The following is a 16527-nucleotide window of genomic DNA, read 5'->3' as shown; positions in this document are numbered from 1 at the left end:
GACGTGCCGCGTGCAAGGGACCCGATCAGGCAATCGCAGCTTCAAAGGCCGAACGGAACAGCCCCGAAAGCTCCGCCATTTCAGCGCTGTGGCCGTCAAAGGCGATGGTATTACCGCCAAACTGTCCGATCTTTTCTGCGGGCACACCGGCCTTTCGGGCGGCCTCCATCAAAGCATCAGCCTTGTCCGGCGCACAGGCCAGAACATAGCGCGCCTGATCTTCGCCAAACAGGATGCCGGTATCGGCACTGTTCAGTTGCACGCCCACGCCCGATTTTTCAGCCAGTTCAAATGCGGCCAGCGCCAGCCCGCCATCAGACAGGTCACTGCAGGCACGGATCAGGGCGCGGCTGTCGCGCACAAAGCTGCCATGGCGCTTTTCGGCGTCCAGATCGACATGGGGCGCATCGCCGTCCTGACGGCCAAACGCCTCGGCCAGTAGGGCGGACTGGCCCAGATGCCCGTGGCTTTCGCCCAGCACAATCACCACATCATGGGCCAGCGCCTGATCACCGATGATGTCGGCGGTTGAGCGCAAAAGACCAACGGCGCCAATTGTCGGTGTCGGCAGGATCGCAGAGCCATCGGTTTCGTTATACAGCGACACGTTGCCCGACACGATCGGCATATCAAGCGCAGCTACCGCCGCGCCGATGCCCTGGATCGCGCCAACAAACTGGCCCATGATCTCGGGCTTTTCGGGATTGCCGAAATTCAGGTTGTCGGTTGTCGCAAGGGGCAGGGCACCCGCGGCGCACAGATTGCGATAGGCTTCGGCCACGGCCTGTTTGCCGCCTTCGACAGGGTTGGCTTTGACATAGCGGGGCGTCACGTCCGATGTGAAGGCCAGCGCCTTGTCCGTGCCATGCACCCGGATGATGCCCGCGCCCAGTCCGGGTGTACGGGCGCTGTCGGCCATGACCATCGTGTCGTATTGTTCAAAGACCCAGTTTTTGGCGGCGTAATTGGGCGAAGCCAGCAAGGCGCGCAATCCGGCAATCGGATCGATCGATGGCACGTCGGCCAGCGGTGCGGCGGGTGGCGTGGCGACCCACGGGCGATCATATTCGGGCGCATTGCCCGAAAGCGCCTTAAGCGGCAGATCGGCCTTCACGTCGCCATTGTACATGATCAGGAAACGATCTTCGGCGATTGTTTCGCCGACAATTGCGAAATCCAGATCCCATTTTTCAAAGACCGCGCGCGCGTCGGCTTCTTTTTCGGGACGCAGCACCATCAGCATGCGTTCCTGGCTTTCCGACAGCATCATTTCATAGGCGGTCATGTGTTCTTCGCGCACCGGCACATTTTCCAGATCAAGACGCACGCCCAGATTGCCCTTGTCGCCCATTTCAACCGCGGAACAGGTCAGGCCCGCCGCGCCCATGTCCTGAATGGAAATGACGGCGCCAGTCTGCATCAGTTCCAGCGTCGCTTCCATCAGGCGCTTTTCGGTGAACGGATCGCCGACCTGTACGGTGGGGCGTTTTTCTTCGATCGTGTCATCGAATTCGGCCGAGGCCATCGTGGCCCCGCCCACACCGTCACGACCGGTTTTGGCACCAAGATAGACCACGGGCATCCCCACACCCGACGCGGCCGAATAGAAAATCGCATCGGTATCGGCAAGGCCAGCAGCAAAGGCGTTGACCAGACAATTGCCGTTATAGGCGGGGTCAAAGCGCACTTCGCCGCCAACAGTCGGCACGCCGAAACAATTGCCATAGCCACCCACACCGGCGACCACACCATTGACCAGCTGCCGTGTCTTGGGGTGGCTGGTTTCACCGAACGACAGTGAATTCATCGCCGCCACCGGGCGCGCGCCCATGGTGAACACGTCACGCAAGATACCGCCCACCCCTGTCGCCGCACCCTGATAGGGTTCGATATAGCTGGGGTGGTTGTGGCTTTCCATTTTGAACACCACGCACTGACCATCGCCAATGTCGACGATACCGGCGTTTTCGCCGGGGCCGCAGATCACCTGCGGGCCTGTTGTGGGCAGGGTGCGCAACCATTTTTTCGATGACTTGTAGGAACAGTGTTCGTTCCACATGGCCGAAAAGATGCCCAGTTCGGTAAATGTCGGCTCGCGTCCGATGATGGTCAGGATAAGCTGGTATTCATCGGGGCTCAGCCCGTGGCTCTTGATCAGGTCGGGCGTGATGGCCGGCTCTTGCATCCTGTTGGATTCCCCAAATGGCAGTCAGATGGGCTGTCTTTAATCCAAGGGCGCGCGAGGGGAAAGACCCCCGCGCGCCACGATGGTCATTCCGCCTATTTTTTTCCGGCCGCGCCCGCATCGCGGGTTTCCGCTTCGGCTGCGGCTGCGGCGGTAATCCTCGCCTTGTCCTCGTCTGTCAGCTCGTCGTGATCTTCCAGATTGGGGATGTTCACACGCACTTCGCGGCGGGCAAAATCAATGCCGGCTTCGTCGAACGCGGCCTTGACGCGATTATAGATCTCTTTACGCATCATGAACTGCGATCCGGGTTTGGCCATGAATTTGCCGCGCACGACCATACCGACATCGTCGAAATTGTAGACGCCCTGCGATTTGAACGGCTGCAACATATCATCCTTGAATTCGTCCATGGCCTGTACTTCCTGGCCGATTTTCTTGAACATCTTGCGCACTTTTTCGGGGTCGGTATCAAAAGGTACCGTGAACTTTAGCTTCGTGATCACCCAGTCGCGGCTAAAGTTCGTGACTTTGGCGATATCCCCGTAAGGCACCGTGTGAACAAGGCCCAGATGATGGCGCAACTGCATCGAGCGGACCGAGATTTTTTCGATCGTGCCTTTGACATCGCCAACATCGACATATTCGCCAACGCGAAAGGCATCATCGACCAGAAAGAAAACACCAGAAACCACATCGGTGACCAGCTTCTGTGCCCCGAAACCGATGGCCAGACCGGCAATACCCGCCCCCGCCAGCAGCGGTGTTGTATCAACCCCAAGGCCGCTTAGGGCAAGAAGGGTGAACAGAACAACAATCGTTATTCGAGACACCAACAGGATAAGCGGCAGCACAGTCGACAGGCGCGAACTGCCCGCACCGCCGCCGTCGCCCAGTTCCTGTTCTTCCGAAGGCGCCTCTCCGGAGGCCGTCATTTCCTTAGCCAGCTGGCGGTTGATCACAACGGACACCACCTCCCAAAGCAGATAGCCGATTGCAATTGTGATCAGGAACGCAACCACGTTGCCGGCCAGTCTGGCCCCGACGGCACCGGCAGCCAGGCTTGCCAGAGTCACACCCCAGAAATTCGCGATCACAAGAACCACAAGGCCAAATACAATAACGCGTCCGATGCGCACATAAGACAATTCGGTGGCGTGATGCGCCCGTCTGGCAATCACACCTTCGCCCAGCATTGGCGGCATGATATTGCGCACGATCCCGCGCACCATCGTATCAAGGGCGGGGGCCAGCAACAAAACAGCCATTGTTTTAAAGTGAGGCGCGGTGCGCAGCAGATCGATCTGGCCATAGCTGGACAGCGTCAGGACAAGCCACCACGTTGCCAGAGACACCGCAATCGCGAAATAGGGATAGGCACTTGAAACTTTGGCCTCAATTTCGCTGACGCCTTTATCGGGTCCGCGCATCATCTGTATCAGACCATCACGCGCGGTCCACGCGATCCAGACGATGTACAAATGCAGCGAAAGGTTCAGCCAGAACCCCAGACGCATATCCGCCACCGGAACCTGATTAAGTTCGTTGAAGCCAAGGATCGCAATGGTAAACCCGAACAGGAACGAAAAGCCGACAATGTGCCGGTTCAGGAATTGTGCCGTCTGATTGTCGGCATTTACCATACGATAATTTTCGCGTTGCGGCGCCAGCAGAAAGCGCGAAAAGGCAATAACGATCCGCGGCAAAGCCACAAGGTTGAACAGGATGATCTGTGCAAATGGAAGCATCTCCAGCGGGATGATCGAAAAGGCAACGGTGCGACCGACCGCAAAAAAGACAAACACCCCCAGCAGATCGCGACACAACCGCCGGAACAGGGCCGCAACGGTCGCGCGCAGTGTTTCGGGGCGTTCGTCATCTTCGTTCAGCGTATGCCAGCCACGGGTCAGCCGATTCACAACCCATTCTGCCGCAAAGCCCGCTGCGATCACTGTAAAGCACAGCCCCAAGAACAGCAGCACGCCCGAGACACCAAACTGGGAAAAGAAGTTTGAGACAGACTGCGCCTGCAAGCTAAACAGATTGGGGATGGCCTTGATCGCGATCAGTATCTGGCCAACAGCCCCCGTTGTCGCATGATAAAACATTTCACCCAGACCGCTGGAGTCGTCCGCACTTTCTGCGGCTTGCGCCTGTGCGACCGCATCAAGGCGCTCCAGCAACAAGCCTCTGACCTGTTCGTCAGACAACCCCGCCACCAGATCGCGCACGTTTTCGGGGGACAGCGTTTCCGGCAATGTCACTGACGCGGTGTCGGTTGCGCTTTGTGCCTGTACTGCGCCCGAGAATGCGACACACAAAAAGAGCGCAAGCGCGCTTGATAGAATTCTTGTCAGCAAGTGTTCTGTCCCTTGTCGGTATTTGGTTACTTGTTTGTTTGGCTCAAAATCGGCGAAAACCCTCTACTATGCAAGAAATCTCTGCACCCCGGATTTGCGCACGCAATTGACTGTGTCGCAGGGCCAAAAAAAAGGCCGAGCTAATAAGCTCGGCCGAAGTCCAACAGGGAGGTATGAAGATGATGCGCGTTTAAGCCTTCATCGCCTTCGAATGATCAAATAGGCAGCAGAATTGAATCGATCAAGAGTTATCGGGCCATTATTCGGCAATCCCGATATGCACTGGATGCATAGCTTTGATCAGGGTTTCGCCTGATCGCGCAATTGCCGGCGGTAGGTAATGATTTCGTCCTGCACAAAGTCGCGAAACGCAGAGATGCGTTTGGATTGGCGCAGTTCCTCGGGGTAGGCCAGGAAAACGGGCACATCCGCCGAAGTCACCTCGGGCAGGACAGAGACCAGATCGGGAAAGTCCTGCGTGACATAATCGGGCAGGATGCCAATGCCGATATTGCTGATAACCCCTTGCAGCACACCGAAATAATTGTTCACCGTCAGAAGTGACCGGATATCGTATGTCATCAGATGCTGCACCAGCGATATTCCCGCGACAACCTGGGCCGATTTCACATTCTGGAACACCAGACGGTGTCTGGAGATATCTGACAACCGCTTGGGCGTACCGTTTTCCGCCAGATAATCGGGCGACGCAAACAGGCGCATTTGTACTGTCATCAGTTTCTTGCGGATCAGATCGGCCTGCGAAGGTTCCTTCATCCTGATCGCCACATCCGCCTCGCGCATTGGTAAATCCAGAACGCGTTCTTCCAGCATCAGATCGATTTTAAGGTCGGGATATTTTTCGTACAATTTGTTCAGGCGCGGCACCAGCCAAAGCGAGCCGAACGCCATTGTGGTCGTCACCTTGAGTTCGCCGAACACTTCTTCTTCGCTGTCGCGGATACGGGCGCTGGCCGTGTCCAGACGTTTGACCATCGCGCTGGTTGCATCAAACAGCAATTCACCCTGTTCGGTCAGAATCAGCCCGCGGGCATGGCGGTGAAACAGGGTTGCGTGCAGGCTTTCCTCAAGCCCGCGAATCTGGCGGCTGACCGCAGATTGTGACAGGTTCAACTTGTCACCCGCATGGGTCAGGCTGCCGGCATCGGCAACCGCATGAAATATTCGAAGCTTGTCCCAGTCCATCGCCGCAACTTTCATATAGATGTATGTGACCTATATGAAATCATGAAAAAAGGAACCTGGCGCAGGGCGGGAAACGCAAAATATCCAAAAAATTCGCTATGCAGGTCAGAAATTGTGACCTATTATTAGGCAAGTAATTGTTCACCCAGCCTTGGGAGGGGCCGATGTCGAACCAGAAGATTTCCCTGAATGACCGGTTTGATCTGACCAAGTCTCCGGTGCTGCTGAATGGTACACAGGCTTTGGTGCGGCTGATGCTGATGCAAAGGGCCCGCGATGCAGCCGCAGGGCTTAATACTGCGGGGCTGGTAACCGGATATCGCGGCTCGCCTCTGGGGGCGGTTGATTTGCAAATGATGCGCGCAGCCAAGCCGCTGGCGCAAAGCGACATTACCTTTCAACCCGGATTGAACGAAGATCTGGCCGCCACCGCCCTGTGGGGCAGCCAGCAGGCAGAACTGCGCGGCGAAGGCAAATATGACGGCGTGTTCGGCCTTTGGTACGGAAAAGGGCCGGGTGTGGACCGTACCGGCGATGTGATGCGTCACGCGAACATGGCCGGTACGTCGGCGAATGGCGGTGTGCTGATGGCTATGGGCGATGACCATACCGGCGAATCCAGCACGGTTCTGCATCAGTCCGAATGGGCGATGGTGGATGCCTACATGCCAGTGGTCAGTCCCGCAGGTGTGCAGGAAATTCTGGATTACGGAATTTACGGCTTTGCCCTTTCGCGCTTTTCAGGGCTGTGGGTCGGCTTGAAAACCATGAAAGACACGGTCGAGGTTACATCAGTCGTCAACGGTGAACCCAACCGGATGAAGCTGGTTGCACCCGAGATGGAAATGCCCGAAGGCGGGCTGAATATCCGTCTGATCGACACGCCGCACGCGCAAGAGGCGCGGATGATCGACTACAAACGCTACGCGGCAGAACTGTTTTCCCATGCCAACAAGATGGACAAGCGCGTCTGGGGGAAACCCGGCGCCAAGATCGGCTTTGTTGCTGCCGGAAAGAACTGGCTTGATCTGGTGCACGCGCTTAGCCTGCTGAACCTGACCGAAGCCGACGCAGAGCGTCTGGGCATCACCACCTACAAGATCGGGCAGACCTTTCCGCTGGATATGCGCGGATTTCATGACTGGGCCGAAGATCTGGATCTGATCGTCGTCGTCGAGGAAAAACGCAAATTGATCGAAGTGCAGATCAAAGAGGCCATATTCAACGACCGTCAGGGGCGGCGGGTTTATGGCTGGCACAAGGGCGGCGGTGCCGGTTCGATGCACGGCGAAGAACTGTTTCCGACGCGCGGCGCTCTGGATCCGATCATGATTGCCGAAAAAATCGGCGGCATCCTGATCGAAGAGTGGCGCGAAACCGATGCGATCAAGGCTGGCCTAGCATCGCTTAGCGAAGCGCGGCGCGCCGACAATGCCGAAGATATTGCCGCCCGCCTGCCGTATTTCTGTTCGGGTTGTCCGCACAATTCATCCACCAAACTGCCCGAAGGCAGCCGCGCCTATGCCGGTATCGGGTGCCATTACATGGTGCAGTGGATGGATCGTGAAACCACCGGCTTTACCCATATGGGCGGCGAAGGCGCCAACTGGATCGGCGAAGCGCCGTTTTCCAAACGCGGCCATGTGTTCCAGAACCTGGGCGATGGCACATATAACCATTCGGGCATTCAGGCGATCCGCGCAGCGATGGCCGCTGGCACCAACATCACTTACAAGATCCTTTACAACGATGCCGTCGCCATGACCGGCGGGCAGGGCAACGAAGGCGGGCTGGACGCGCCCCGTATCGTCGCCGAACTGAAAGCGATGGGGATGAAACACATCGCCGTTGTCTATGACGAAAAGGAAGATGTGGACCTTAATGCCTTTCCCAAAGGCGTTGAAACACATGAACGCAAATCCCTGATGCAGGTGCAGGACGCGTATTCAAAACTTCCCGGCGTGTCTGCGATTGTCTACATCCAGACCTGTGCCGCCGAAAAACGCCGCCGTCGCAAGCGCGGCCTGTTCCCGGACCCGGACAAACGGGTTTTCATCAACACGGACATTTGCGAAGGCTGCGGCGATTGCGGCGTACAATCGAACTGCGTGTCGATCGTGCCGGTTGAAACCGAACTGGGGCGCAAACGCGCCATCGATCAATCTTCGTGCAACAAGGATTATTCCTGCGTCAAAGGGTTTTGCCCGTCTTTCGTAACGCTGGAAGGCGCCAAGATCCGCAAGGAACCAACGGCAGAATTACATCTGCCCGATCTTGCGATGCCCGATCTGCCCGCGATCAACGGCACCCATAACATCGTGATCACCGGTGTTGGTGGCACCGGCGTTGTGACCATCGGGGCGGTGATTGCACAAGCGGCCCAGCTGGATGGCAAGGGCGCAGGCATGATGGAGATGGCCGGACTGGCCCAAAAGGGCGGTGCGGTGCACATCCATTGCCGGCTGGCCGAAAAACCCGAAGACATCAGCGCAATCCGCGTCGCCACGGGCGAGGCGCACGCCCTGATCGGTGGTGATCTGGTCGTGTCGGCGGGGGCCAAGACACTGGGCCTGACCCGCGCGGGACAAACCGGTGCTGTGGTCAACAGCCATGAAATCATCACCGGTGATTTCACCCGGAACACCGAATTCTCACTGCCGACCGACCGGTTAAGCGTTGCCTTGCAGGCGCGGCTGAAAGACCGGGTCGATCTGTTTGATGCCTCTGAGCTGGCCAGGGCGACTTTGGGGGATTCGATCTTTTCCAACATGATGGTGTTTGGGGCAGCGTGGCAGCGTGGGCTTGTCCCGCTGACATTTGATGCGATCAGGCAAGCGGTTGAAATGAACGGGGCCGCGGTTGAACGCAACCTGCGCGCATTCGATATCGGACGCTGGGCAGTGCTTTATCCGCAGGACGCTGCAAAACTGCTGGCCCCGACAGTTGTGTTCTTGCCCAAATCACTGGGCGAAAAGATCGACTACCGTGCCGATCATCTGACACGCTATCAATCCGCGCGGCTGGCAAAACGCTATCGCAAACTGGTCGACGGCATTTCCGATCCGGCGCTGAAAGAGGCGGTGGCCAAAGGCTATCACAAACTGCTGGCCTACAAGGACGAATATGAAGTCGCCCGCCTGTTGCTGACCAGTCAGGAAAAGGCAGCGGCTGAATTTGACGGCGATTTCAAGATGACGTTTCACCTTGCACCGCCGATCCTGTCGAAAACCGGCCCTGATGGTCGCCCGCTCAAACGTGAATTCGGCGCATGGATGCAGGGGCCATTGAAAATCATGGCAAGGTTGAAGGCGCTGCGCGGCACGCCGTTTGATCTGTTCGGATACACCGCAGAACGCCGGATGGAGCGCGCCCTGATCAAACAGTATGAAAAAGACATGAAAGCGATCCTTCCGAACCCCAGCGCAGACAAGATGGACATCGCATGCGCGCTTGCAGTCCTGCCGCTGGATATTCGCGGGTTTGGACCCGTCAAGGCCGCGAACGAGGCCAAGGCCGCCAAACGGCGCGAAGAACTGCTGGCCGCCTTTGCCGCAGACCCAAAGCCGAAAGCCACCGCAGCCGAATGACGATGTGTCGTCATTCGGTTACAGATATGTCATAGGCTGGCCGCGAACCGCCCGACACCGTGTCGGGCGCAGAAGGATGCACAGGCCATGTCTTCAAGGCGCGAAATCACACGTGATATCACCTATTCCCATTCCGCTGCATCGCGCGGCGGGCGGGCCATTGTCCGGTTGCTTGAAAATTCGACAGGTCGCCTGCGCCTGATCAAGCGGGCAGATGGATACGAGCAAGAGATCGCGGCCGGGCGCGATTTCTGGCAGGTCATGGTCGAACGCTATGGGCTGACACTGAACGTCATTGCCGGATCGCTGCGCCACATTCCAAAGGACGGGCCGCTGATCCTGATCGCAAATCACCCCTATGGCATTCTGGACGGGCTGATCATGGGCCATATCCTGTCCACCGTGCGCGGCGATTTCAGGATACTGGCCAATTCAGTGTTCAGACGGGCCGAGGATCTGAACCGTGTCCTGCTGCCGATCAGTTTTGATGATACCAAGGACGCGCTGAAGCTGAACCTCAAAACCCGCGCCACCGCACTGGATTATCTGGGGCAGGGCGGCGCGATTGGCGTGTTCCCCGGTGGCACGGTCAGTACAGCCGCCAAACCGTTTTCGCGGCCCATGGATCCGGGCTGGCGCAGTTTCACCGCCCGGATGGTGGCCAAATCGGAGGCGACGGTGGTGCCGCTGTTCTTTGACGGGCACACCTCGCGGTTGTTTCAGATTGCCAGCCACCTGCATTATACCCTGCGCCTGGGATTGCTGATCCAGGAATTCAACAAACGGGTCGATACACCTGTCGATATTGTCGTCGGCGATCCGATCGGGCGTGACGTTCTGGACCCGATGTCAAAAGATGCCAAAGCAATGATGGATTTCCTTCGCAAAGCCACGTATGAGCTGTCTCCAACGCCGCTCAACTCTTATGATTACGGCTTTGAATTCGAGGAACGGCATCGCGCCTGAAGGACGACATGGCAGTTGGAATTTTTGATTCAGGTCTGGGCGGGCTGACGGTTCTGGACGCCGTGTCAAAGCGGCTGCCGGATGTGGAATTCGTCTATTTCGCCGACAGTGCCCACGCACCTTACGGTGTGCGCACGGCAGACGATATCTATAATCTGACCTGTGCGGCGGTCGAACGTCTTTGGGCCGAAGGCTGTGATCTGGTTATCCTTGCCTGCAACACAGCCAGTGCGGCCGCCTTGCGCCGGATGCAGGAAAGCTGGCTGCCTGCTGACAAGCGTGTTCTGGGTGTTTTTGTCCCCCTGATCGAGGCGCTGACCGAACGCAACTGGGGCGACAATTCTCCTCCGCGCGAGGTTGGGGTCAAGCATGTGGCGCTGTTTGCCACACCCGCCACCGTTGCCAGCCGTGCGTTTCAGCGTGAACTGGCGTTTCGTGCCATCGGTGTCGATGTAGAGGCACAGGCCTGTGGTGGCGTTGTCGATGCCATCGAAGAAGGCGATATGATTCTGGCCGAGGCGCTGGTGCGCAGCCATGTGGATGCGCTGAAACGCAAAATGCCCCATCCGCAGGCAGCGGTGTTGGGGTGTACCCATTATCCGCTGATGCAGGACACGTTCCAGCAGGCGCTTGGTCCCGAGGTCAGTGTCTTTTCGCAGGCGGGGCTGGTGGCGGAATCGCTGGCCGATTACCTGACCCGGCATCCCGATATGACAGGCGCGGGGCACACTGCCTTTCTGACCACAGGCGATCCCAAGCGGGTCAGCGACCGCGCAACGCAAGTTTTGCGACGACAGATCGCATTTCAGGCAGCATAATCGCTGTTGTTTAAGACTTTACAAAATCTTACACGCGCACCTTGAACCGGTGCAACCGACATTGAAAGAGGTCCGATATGACCCACAACATCGCAATTCTGGGCGCCAGCGGCTATACCGGTGCCGAACTGGTCCGGCTGATCGCCACCCATCCGAATATGAAAATCGCCGCCTTGTCGGCAGACCGCAAGGCGGGCATGGTGATGGCCGATGTGTTCCCGCATCTGCGCCATCTGAGCCTGCCAACGCTGTGCACCATCGATGAAATCGATTTTTCCACGGTTGATCTGTGTTTCTGCGCGCTGCCGCACAAAACCTCGCAACAGGTGATTGCCGCGCTGCCTGCGCCCCTGAAGATCGTTGATCTCAGCGCGGATTTCCGGCTGCGTGATCCGGCAGCCTATGAAAAATGGTACGGCAATGCGCACAGCGCATTGGCCCAGCAGGACGAGGCGGTCTATGGCCTGACCGAATTCTATCGTGATGAAATTACCGCTGCACGGCTGGTCGCAGGCACCGGGTGCAATGCGGCCACCGGGCAGTTTGCGCTGCGTCCGCTCATTGCCAACGCCGTGATCGATCTAGATGACATTATTCTTGATCTGAAATGCGCCGTTTCCGGTGCGGGGCGCAGCCTCAAGGAAAATCTGCTGCACGCGGAACTGTCAGAAGGCACCAACGCCTATGCGGTGGGTGGCACGCACCGCCATCTGGGTGAATTTGATCAGGAATTCAGCCGGTTGGCCCGACGCCCTGTCAAAGTGCAGTTTACACCGCACCTGATCCCCGCCAATCGCGGCATTCTGGCCACCTGTTATGTCAAAGGCGATGCGCAAATCGTTTATGATACATTGTGCACCGCCTACGCGGACGAGGTGTTCATTCACATGTTGCCCTTTGGCGCAACGCCCAGCACCCATGACGTGCGCGGGTCGAACTTCTGCCATATCGGGGTGACTGCCGACCGCATCGAAAACCGCGCCATTGTCGTGGCCACGCTGGATAACCTGACAAAAGGTAGCAGCGGGCAGGCGTTGCAAAACGCGAATTTGATGTTAGGTGAGGATGAGACCGAGGGGTTAATGCTGGCACCCCTTTTTCCGTAAGAGGATGCGATGAAAAACCTTAAGAAAACCCGCCGTATTCAAGTGGTTTTGCTTACGTTTCTGGCACTGATTGTTTCGGTGGTGTTGATCGGATACGCGATGCGCGACGGTATCAACTTTTTCCGCGCGCCCTCGCAGATTCTGGCGGAACCGCCGCAACCGACCGAAGTGTTCCGCATTGGCGGGTTGGTTGAAGAAGGCAGTATCGTACGTGGAGAGGGTGAAACCATCCGCTTTAGTGTGACCGATGGTGGCGCATCTGTTCCGGTGACATATGCGGGCGTTCTGCCCGATCTGTTTTCCGAAAACGAAGGCATGGTCGGCACCGGAAGTTACGTGAACGGTGTGTTCGAAGCTACGGAAATCCTTGCGAAACACGATGAAACCTACATGCCCGCCGAAGTGATTGACGCGCTGAAGGAGCAGGGCGTCTATCAGGATCCCGACCAGGTGTCCGAAGCGGCGACAAACTAGGTATAAACCGCAAACACCGCGCGCTGTCTCCAACAATAATTAACGTCTGATACGCAGTTTCCTGTCGCATAGAACATGCCAACAGAGGCTGTGCGATGCCCGACATCCAACAGATTGCGAAAGAAATTGTCGCCCGCGAAGGCGGCTATGTGAACGATCCCGATGATCCGGGCGGCGCGACCAAATTTGGCGTGACCCTTGGCACCTTGCGCCGACTTGGCATTGATCTGGACGCCAACGGGATAACGGATCACCGCGATGTTCAGGCGCTTAGCCGCGAACAGGCAACCGATATCTTTCTGATCCACTACTTCAAACGACCGAACATCGCCAGCTTGCCAGCCGCGCTACATGGCAGCGTGTTCGATATGTATGTCAATGCCGGTACCAATGCTGTGAAAATCCTTCAAAATCTGCTGCTTAAGATGGGGTATGGTATCACCGCGGACGGTATGATCGGGCCACAGACGCAAAAGGCAGCGGCGGATGCCTATGAACGCGGGCCCGCCCATCTGGCCGATGCCTACGCGATTGAACGGCGCAGATATTACTTCGATCTGGCCGATCGCCGCCCCGCCAGCCGTAAATATGCCCGCACCCGAAAGGGCGGCAAGGGCGGCTGGATCACGCGGGCCGAAACCTTCATGGCACCGCATTACCACCTGACGGTGTCGCAATTTCAAGAAAGGACAAAATCATGGGACTGATCGGGCAGATCATCGGGCTGATCTTTGGCGACGGGCGCAACGTCATCCGTGATACCGCCGAAGTGTTTCGCGAAAACGCCGAAGCGGGTGCACAACGCAGCGAGGCGATACAAATACAGGCGATGCAACAGCATGCCGCCGAATTCGCCGTTCCGCGCAAGGGCACTTTCGACAGGCTGATGGATGGGCTGAACCGTCTGCCGCGACCGGCGATGGCCTTTGGTACGCTGGGCCTGTTCGTGGCGGCGATGGTGGATCCGGTGTGGTTCGCCGCGCGAATGCAGGGCATTGTTCTGGTGCCCGAACCGCTGTGGTGGTTGCTGGGCGTCGTGGTGTCGTTCTATTTCGGGGCGCGCCATCAGGTGAAATCGCAGCAGTTCCAGCGCGAGATTGTCGGCACTATGGGGCGTGTCCCAGAGGTTCTGAATAACCTTCGCGAGCTGCAAACCATGGAAACCCGACCGAAAGAGGCCGCTGCCCTGGAAGTGCCGGATGGCGATGAAGAAAATGCAGCCCTAAGCGCATGGCGCAAAAGCGCGCAAACCAGACGCCCCGCGACAATGTGAACCGCATTCCTGTCCGATTGTGATTGGCCGCGCCTGTCCGGGCGATTATAAACAGCGTCATGATTACAGAACTCGGACATTTCGCCCTCATCCTGGCCTTTATGGTGGCCATTTTTCAGACAATTGTGCCCATGGTCGGGGCCTATAAACGTTGGCCGGGATGGATGGCGGCGGCAGAACCGGCCGCGACAGTGCAGTTCTGGCTGACGGGCTTTGCGTTCGCGGCGCTGACATGGGCCTTTGTCACATCTGATTTTTCACTGCGACTTGTGGTGCTGAACAGCCATTCGGCCAAGCCGATGTTGTATAAAATCAGCGGTGTCTGGGGCAACCATGAAGGATCAATGCTGCTGTGGGTGTTGATCGTGACGCTGTTCGGCGCGATGGCGGCATGGTTTGGTTCTAATCTTCCGCCCACGCTCAAGGCGCGGGTGCTGGCGGTGCAGGCTGCGATTGCGGTGGCATTCTTTGCCTTTATCCTGTTCACGTCGAACCCGTTTCTGCGGCTGGCTGTCCCGCCTTTTGACGGGCAGGATCTGAACCCTCTGCTGCAGGATCCGGGCCTCGCCTTCCATCCGCCGTTTCTGTATCTGGGATATGTCGGCCTCAGCATGACGTTTTCCTTTGCCGTTGCCGCCCTGATCGAAGGGCGCGTGGACGCCGCATGGGGCCGCTGGGTGCGTCCGTGGACGCTGGCGGCGTGGATTTTCCTGACGATCGGCATCGCGCTTGGGTCCTGGTGGGCCTATTATGAACTGGGCTGGGGCGGGTTCTGGTTCTGGGATCCGGTCGAAAACGCCAGTTTCATGCCCTGGCTTCTGGCCGCTGCATTGCTGCATTCCGCCATTGTGGTCGAAAAACGCGAAAGCCTGAAAAGCTGGACGATTCTGCTGGCCATTCTGGCCTTCGGTTTTTCCCTGATCGGAACGTTCATCGTGCGCTCGGGGCTTCTGACATCGGTCCACGCCTTTGCCAACGATCCCGAACGCGGCGTTTTCATCCTGATGATCATGGCTTTTTTCATGGGCGGGGCGCTGGTGTTGTTTGCCGCGCGGGCCCGCGTGATGGAGGCGAAGGGGATATTCGGAACCGTCAGCCGCGAAAGCGCGCTAATCGCGAACAACGTCTTGCTGGCCGTGGCTTGTTTCGTTGTGTTCGTCGGCACGATGTGGCCTTTGGTGGCGGAAATGTTCTTTGATCGCAAGCTGAGCGTCGGCCCGCCGTTTTTCAACATGGCCTTTACGCCGTTCATGGTTGCTCTGGGTGCGATCCTTCCGGTTGGGGCGATGCTGCCATGGAAACGTGGCAGGCTGGGCCAGACATTCTGGAAACTGCGCTATGCGTTTGCGCTGGCGCTGGCTCTGGCCGTGCTGGCCTTTGCGATGCAGACAGGACGCAGCGGAATGGGCCCGATCGGCCTGTTTCTGGGCGCGTGGCTGGTCTTTGGCGCGGCGGTTGATATCTGGTCGCGTACGGGCAGGGGCAGTGGCCGTTTGGCCCGCCTGACACGTCTGCCCCGCGCGGATTGGGGCAAGGCGTTTGCCCATGCCGGTCTGGGTGTCACGATGTTCGGCATTGCTGGACTGATGGCGTGGGAACAGGATGACATCCGCGTCGTGCAGGTTGGCACCCCGTTCGAGGTCGGCGCCTATTCCATGACCCTGCAAGAGGTCAAGGAGGTCGAGGGGCCGAATTTCCTGTCCACCACCGGCGTTATCTCGCTGTCCAGAAACGGACAGGAAATCGCCGTGCTGCGCCCTGAAAAGCGGATTTATCCCGTGGCACAAATGCCCACGACCGAGGCGGCGATCGATTACCGAATTCTGCGCGATGTCTATGTGGTTATTGGCGATCAGCAATCCAGCGGTGGCTGGACCATCCGGACCTACATCAAACCGCTGACCAACTGGATCTGGATGGGCTGCTTTTTGATGTCCCTTGGCGGCGCGCTTAGCCTGTCGGACAGACGGTTCCGTGTGGCCGCCGGTGCCGCCAAAAAAACGCCACAAGGTGTGCCAGCGGAATGACGTTTTGGAAACACGTAATCTGGGTTTTGGCGCTGGCGATGATGGCGTGGACCGCGCCGGCCGGCGCGGTGCAGCCTGATGAAATTCTGGCTGATCCGGTGCTGGAAGAGCGTGCGCGCGATCTGTCCAAGGGCCTGCGCTGTCTGGTCTGCCGCAACGAAAGCATTGATGAAAGCAATGCCGATCTTGCGCGCGATCTGCGGCTTCTGGTGCGCGAACGGCTGGTCGCAGGGGACAGCGATGACGAGGTGATTGACTTTGTTGTCGACCGTTACGGCGAATACGTTCTGTTGCAGCCGACAGTTGGCGGATCAAACTGGCTGTTATGGGCCGCAGGGCCGCTGATGCTGATCCTGGCGGGGGGCATCGGGGTGGTTTACCTGCGCGGCCGTGCCAGTGCCCCGCAGCAACATGAAACCGCGCTGAACGACGCGGAAAAGGCCCGTCTGAAGAAAATTCTGGAACAATGACGTCCGGTTTCGCTTTTCACGCTTAGCGCCCGCCGATACCGTGCCGCAAACTGCA

12 protein-coding genes are annotated in these 16527 nt (G+C 58.0%); 9 read left to right on the top strand and 3 right to left on the bottom strand.

The features are described from left to right. Window positions 1-25: 25 nt before the first annotated feature. From purL to OLX72_RS17330, 3 genes are all read right to left on the bottom strand, one after another. A complete protein-coding gene (gene purL / locus OLX72_RS17340) occupies window positions 26-2185 on the bottom strand; it encodes a phosphoribosylformylglycinamidine synthase subunit PurL (RefSeq protein ID WP_433989191.1) in 2160 nt (719 codons plus the stop codon). Window positions 2186-2280: 95 nt separating this feature from the next. After that, entirely contained in the window at window positions 2281-4545 is a 2265-nt protein-coding gene (locus OLX72_RS17335; RefSeq protein WP_254684749.1) for a mechanosensitive ion channel family protein, read from the bottom strand. 300 nt (window positions 4546-4845) lie between these two features. Beyond that, complete coding sequence (locus OLX72_RS17330; RefSeq protein WP_114872221.1) at window positions 4846-5751, bottom strand: LysR family transcriptional regulator; 906 nt, start codon at window positions 5749-5751, stop codon at window positions 4846-4848. 164 nt (window positions 5752-5915) lie between these two features. Between OLX72_RS17330 and OLX72_RS17325 the strand changes: the two genes are divergently transcribed. The 9 genes from OLX72_RS17325 to OLX72_RS17285 all read left to right on the top strand — a co-directional run bounded on the left by OLX72_RS17325 (window position 5916) and on the right by OLX72_RS17285 (window position 16472). After that, complete coding sequence (locus OLX72_RS17325) at window positions 5916-9338, top strand: indolepyruvate ferredoxin oxidoreductase family protein (protein WP_433989190.1); 3423 nt, start codon at window positions 5916-5918, stop codon at window positions 9336-9338. A gap of 87 nt (window positions 9339-9425) precedes the next feature. Continuing rightward, window positions 9426-10304, top strand: a complete 879-nt coding sequence (locus OLX72_RS17320; protein WP_114869967.1) for a lysophospholipid acyltransferase family protein — start codon at window positions 9426-9428, stop codon at window positions 10302-10304. A gap of 8 nt (window positions 10305-10312) precedes the next feature. Beyond that, the gene (locus OLX72_RS17315) at window positions 10313-11122 is read left to right on the top strand and encodes a glutamate racemase (protein ID WP_433989189.1); all 810 of its coding nucleotides are present in this window, start codon (window positions 10313-10315) and stop codon (window positions 11120-11122) included. A gap of 77 nt (window positions 11123-11199) precedes the next feature. Then, the gene (argC, locus tag OLX72_RS17310) at window positions 11200-12228 is read left to right on the top strand and encodes an N-acetyl-gamma-glutamyl-phosphate reductase (RefSeq protein WP_433989188.1); all 1029 of its coding nucleotides are present in this window, start codon (window positions 11200-11202) and stop codon (window positions 12226-12228) included. Between the two features lie 9 nt (window positions 12229-12237). After that, window positions 12238-12702: a cytochrome c maturation protein CcmE gene (gene ccmE, locus OLX72_RS17305; protein ID WP_114869970.1), complete on the top strand. Its 465-nt coding sequence runs from the start codon at window positions 12238-12240 to the stop codon at window positions 12700-12702. A gap of 95 nt (window positions 12703-12797) precedes the next feature. Beyond that, a complete protein-coding gene (locus OLX72_RS17300; RefSeq protein ID WP_114869971.1) occupies window positions 12798-13409 on the top strand; it encodes a holin-associated N-acetylmuramidase in 612 nt (203 codons plus the stop codon). After that, complete coding sequence (locus OLX72_RS17295; RefSeq protein WP_114869972.1) at window positions 13400-13975, top strand: holin family protein; 576 nt, start codon at window positions 13400-13402, stop codon at window positions 13973-13975. The genes OLX72_RS17300 and OLX72_RS17295 overlap by 10 nt, the downstream gene beginning before the upstream one ends. A gap of 59 nt (window positions 13976-14034) precedes the next feature. Continuing rightward, window positions 14035-16002 (top strand): heme lyase CcmF/NrfE family subunit, encoded by a 1968-nt coding sequence (locus OLX72_RS17290; RefSeq protein ID WP_114869973.1) that lies wholly within the window; start codon window positions 14035-14037, stop codon window positions 16000-16002. Further along, window positions 15999-16472, top strand: coding sequence for a cytochrome c-type biogenesis protein (locus OLX72_RS17285; RefSeq protein ID WP_205389216.1), 474 nt, complete (start codon window positions 15999-16001; stop codon window positions 16470-16472). The genes OLX72_RS17290 and OLX72_RS17285 overlap by 4 nt, the downstream gene beginning before the upstream one ends. The last annotated feature ends 55 nt before the right edge of the window (window positions 16473-16527 follow it).

Origin of the sequence: Sulfitobacter sp. TBRI5, from assembly GCF_051013555.1 — a bacterium.
GTDB lineage: Bacteria > Pseudomonadota > Alphaproteobacteria > Rhodobacterales > Rhodobacteraceae > JL08.
The sequence above is the reverse complement of the archived record's forward strand: the minus strand, read 5'-3'. Positions and strand labels throughout refer to the sequence as shown.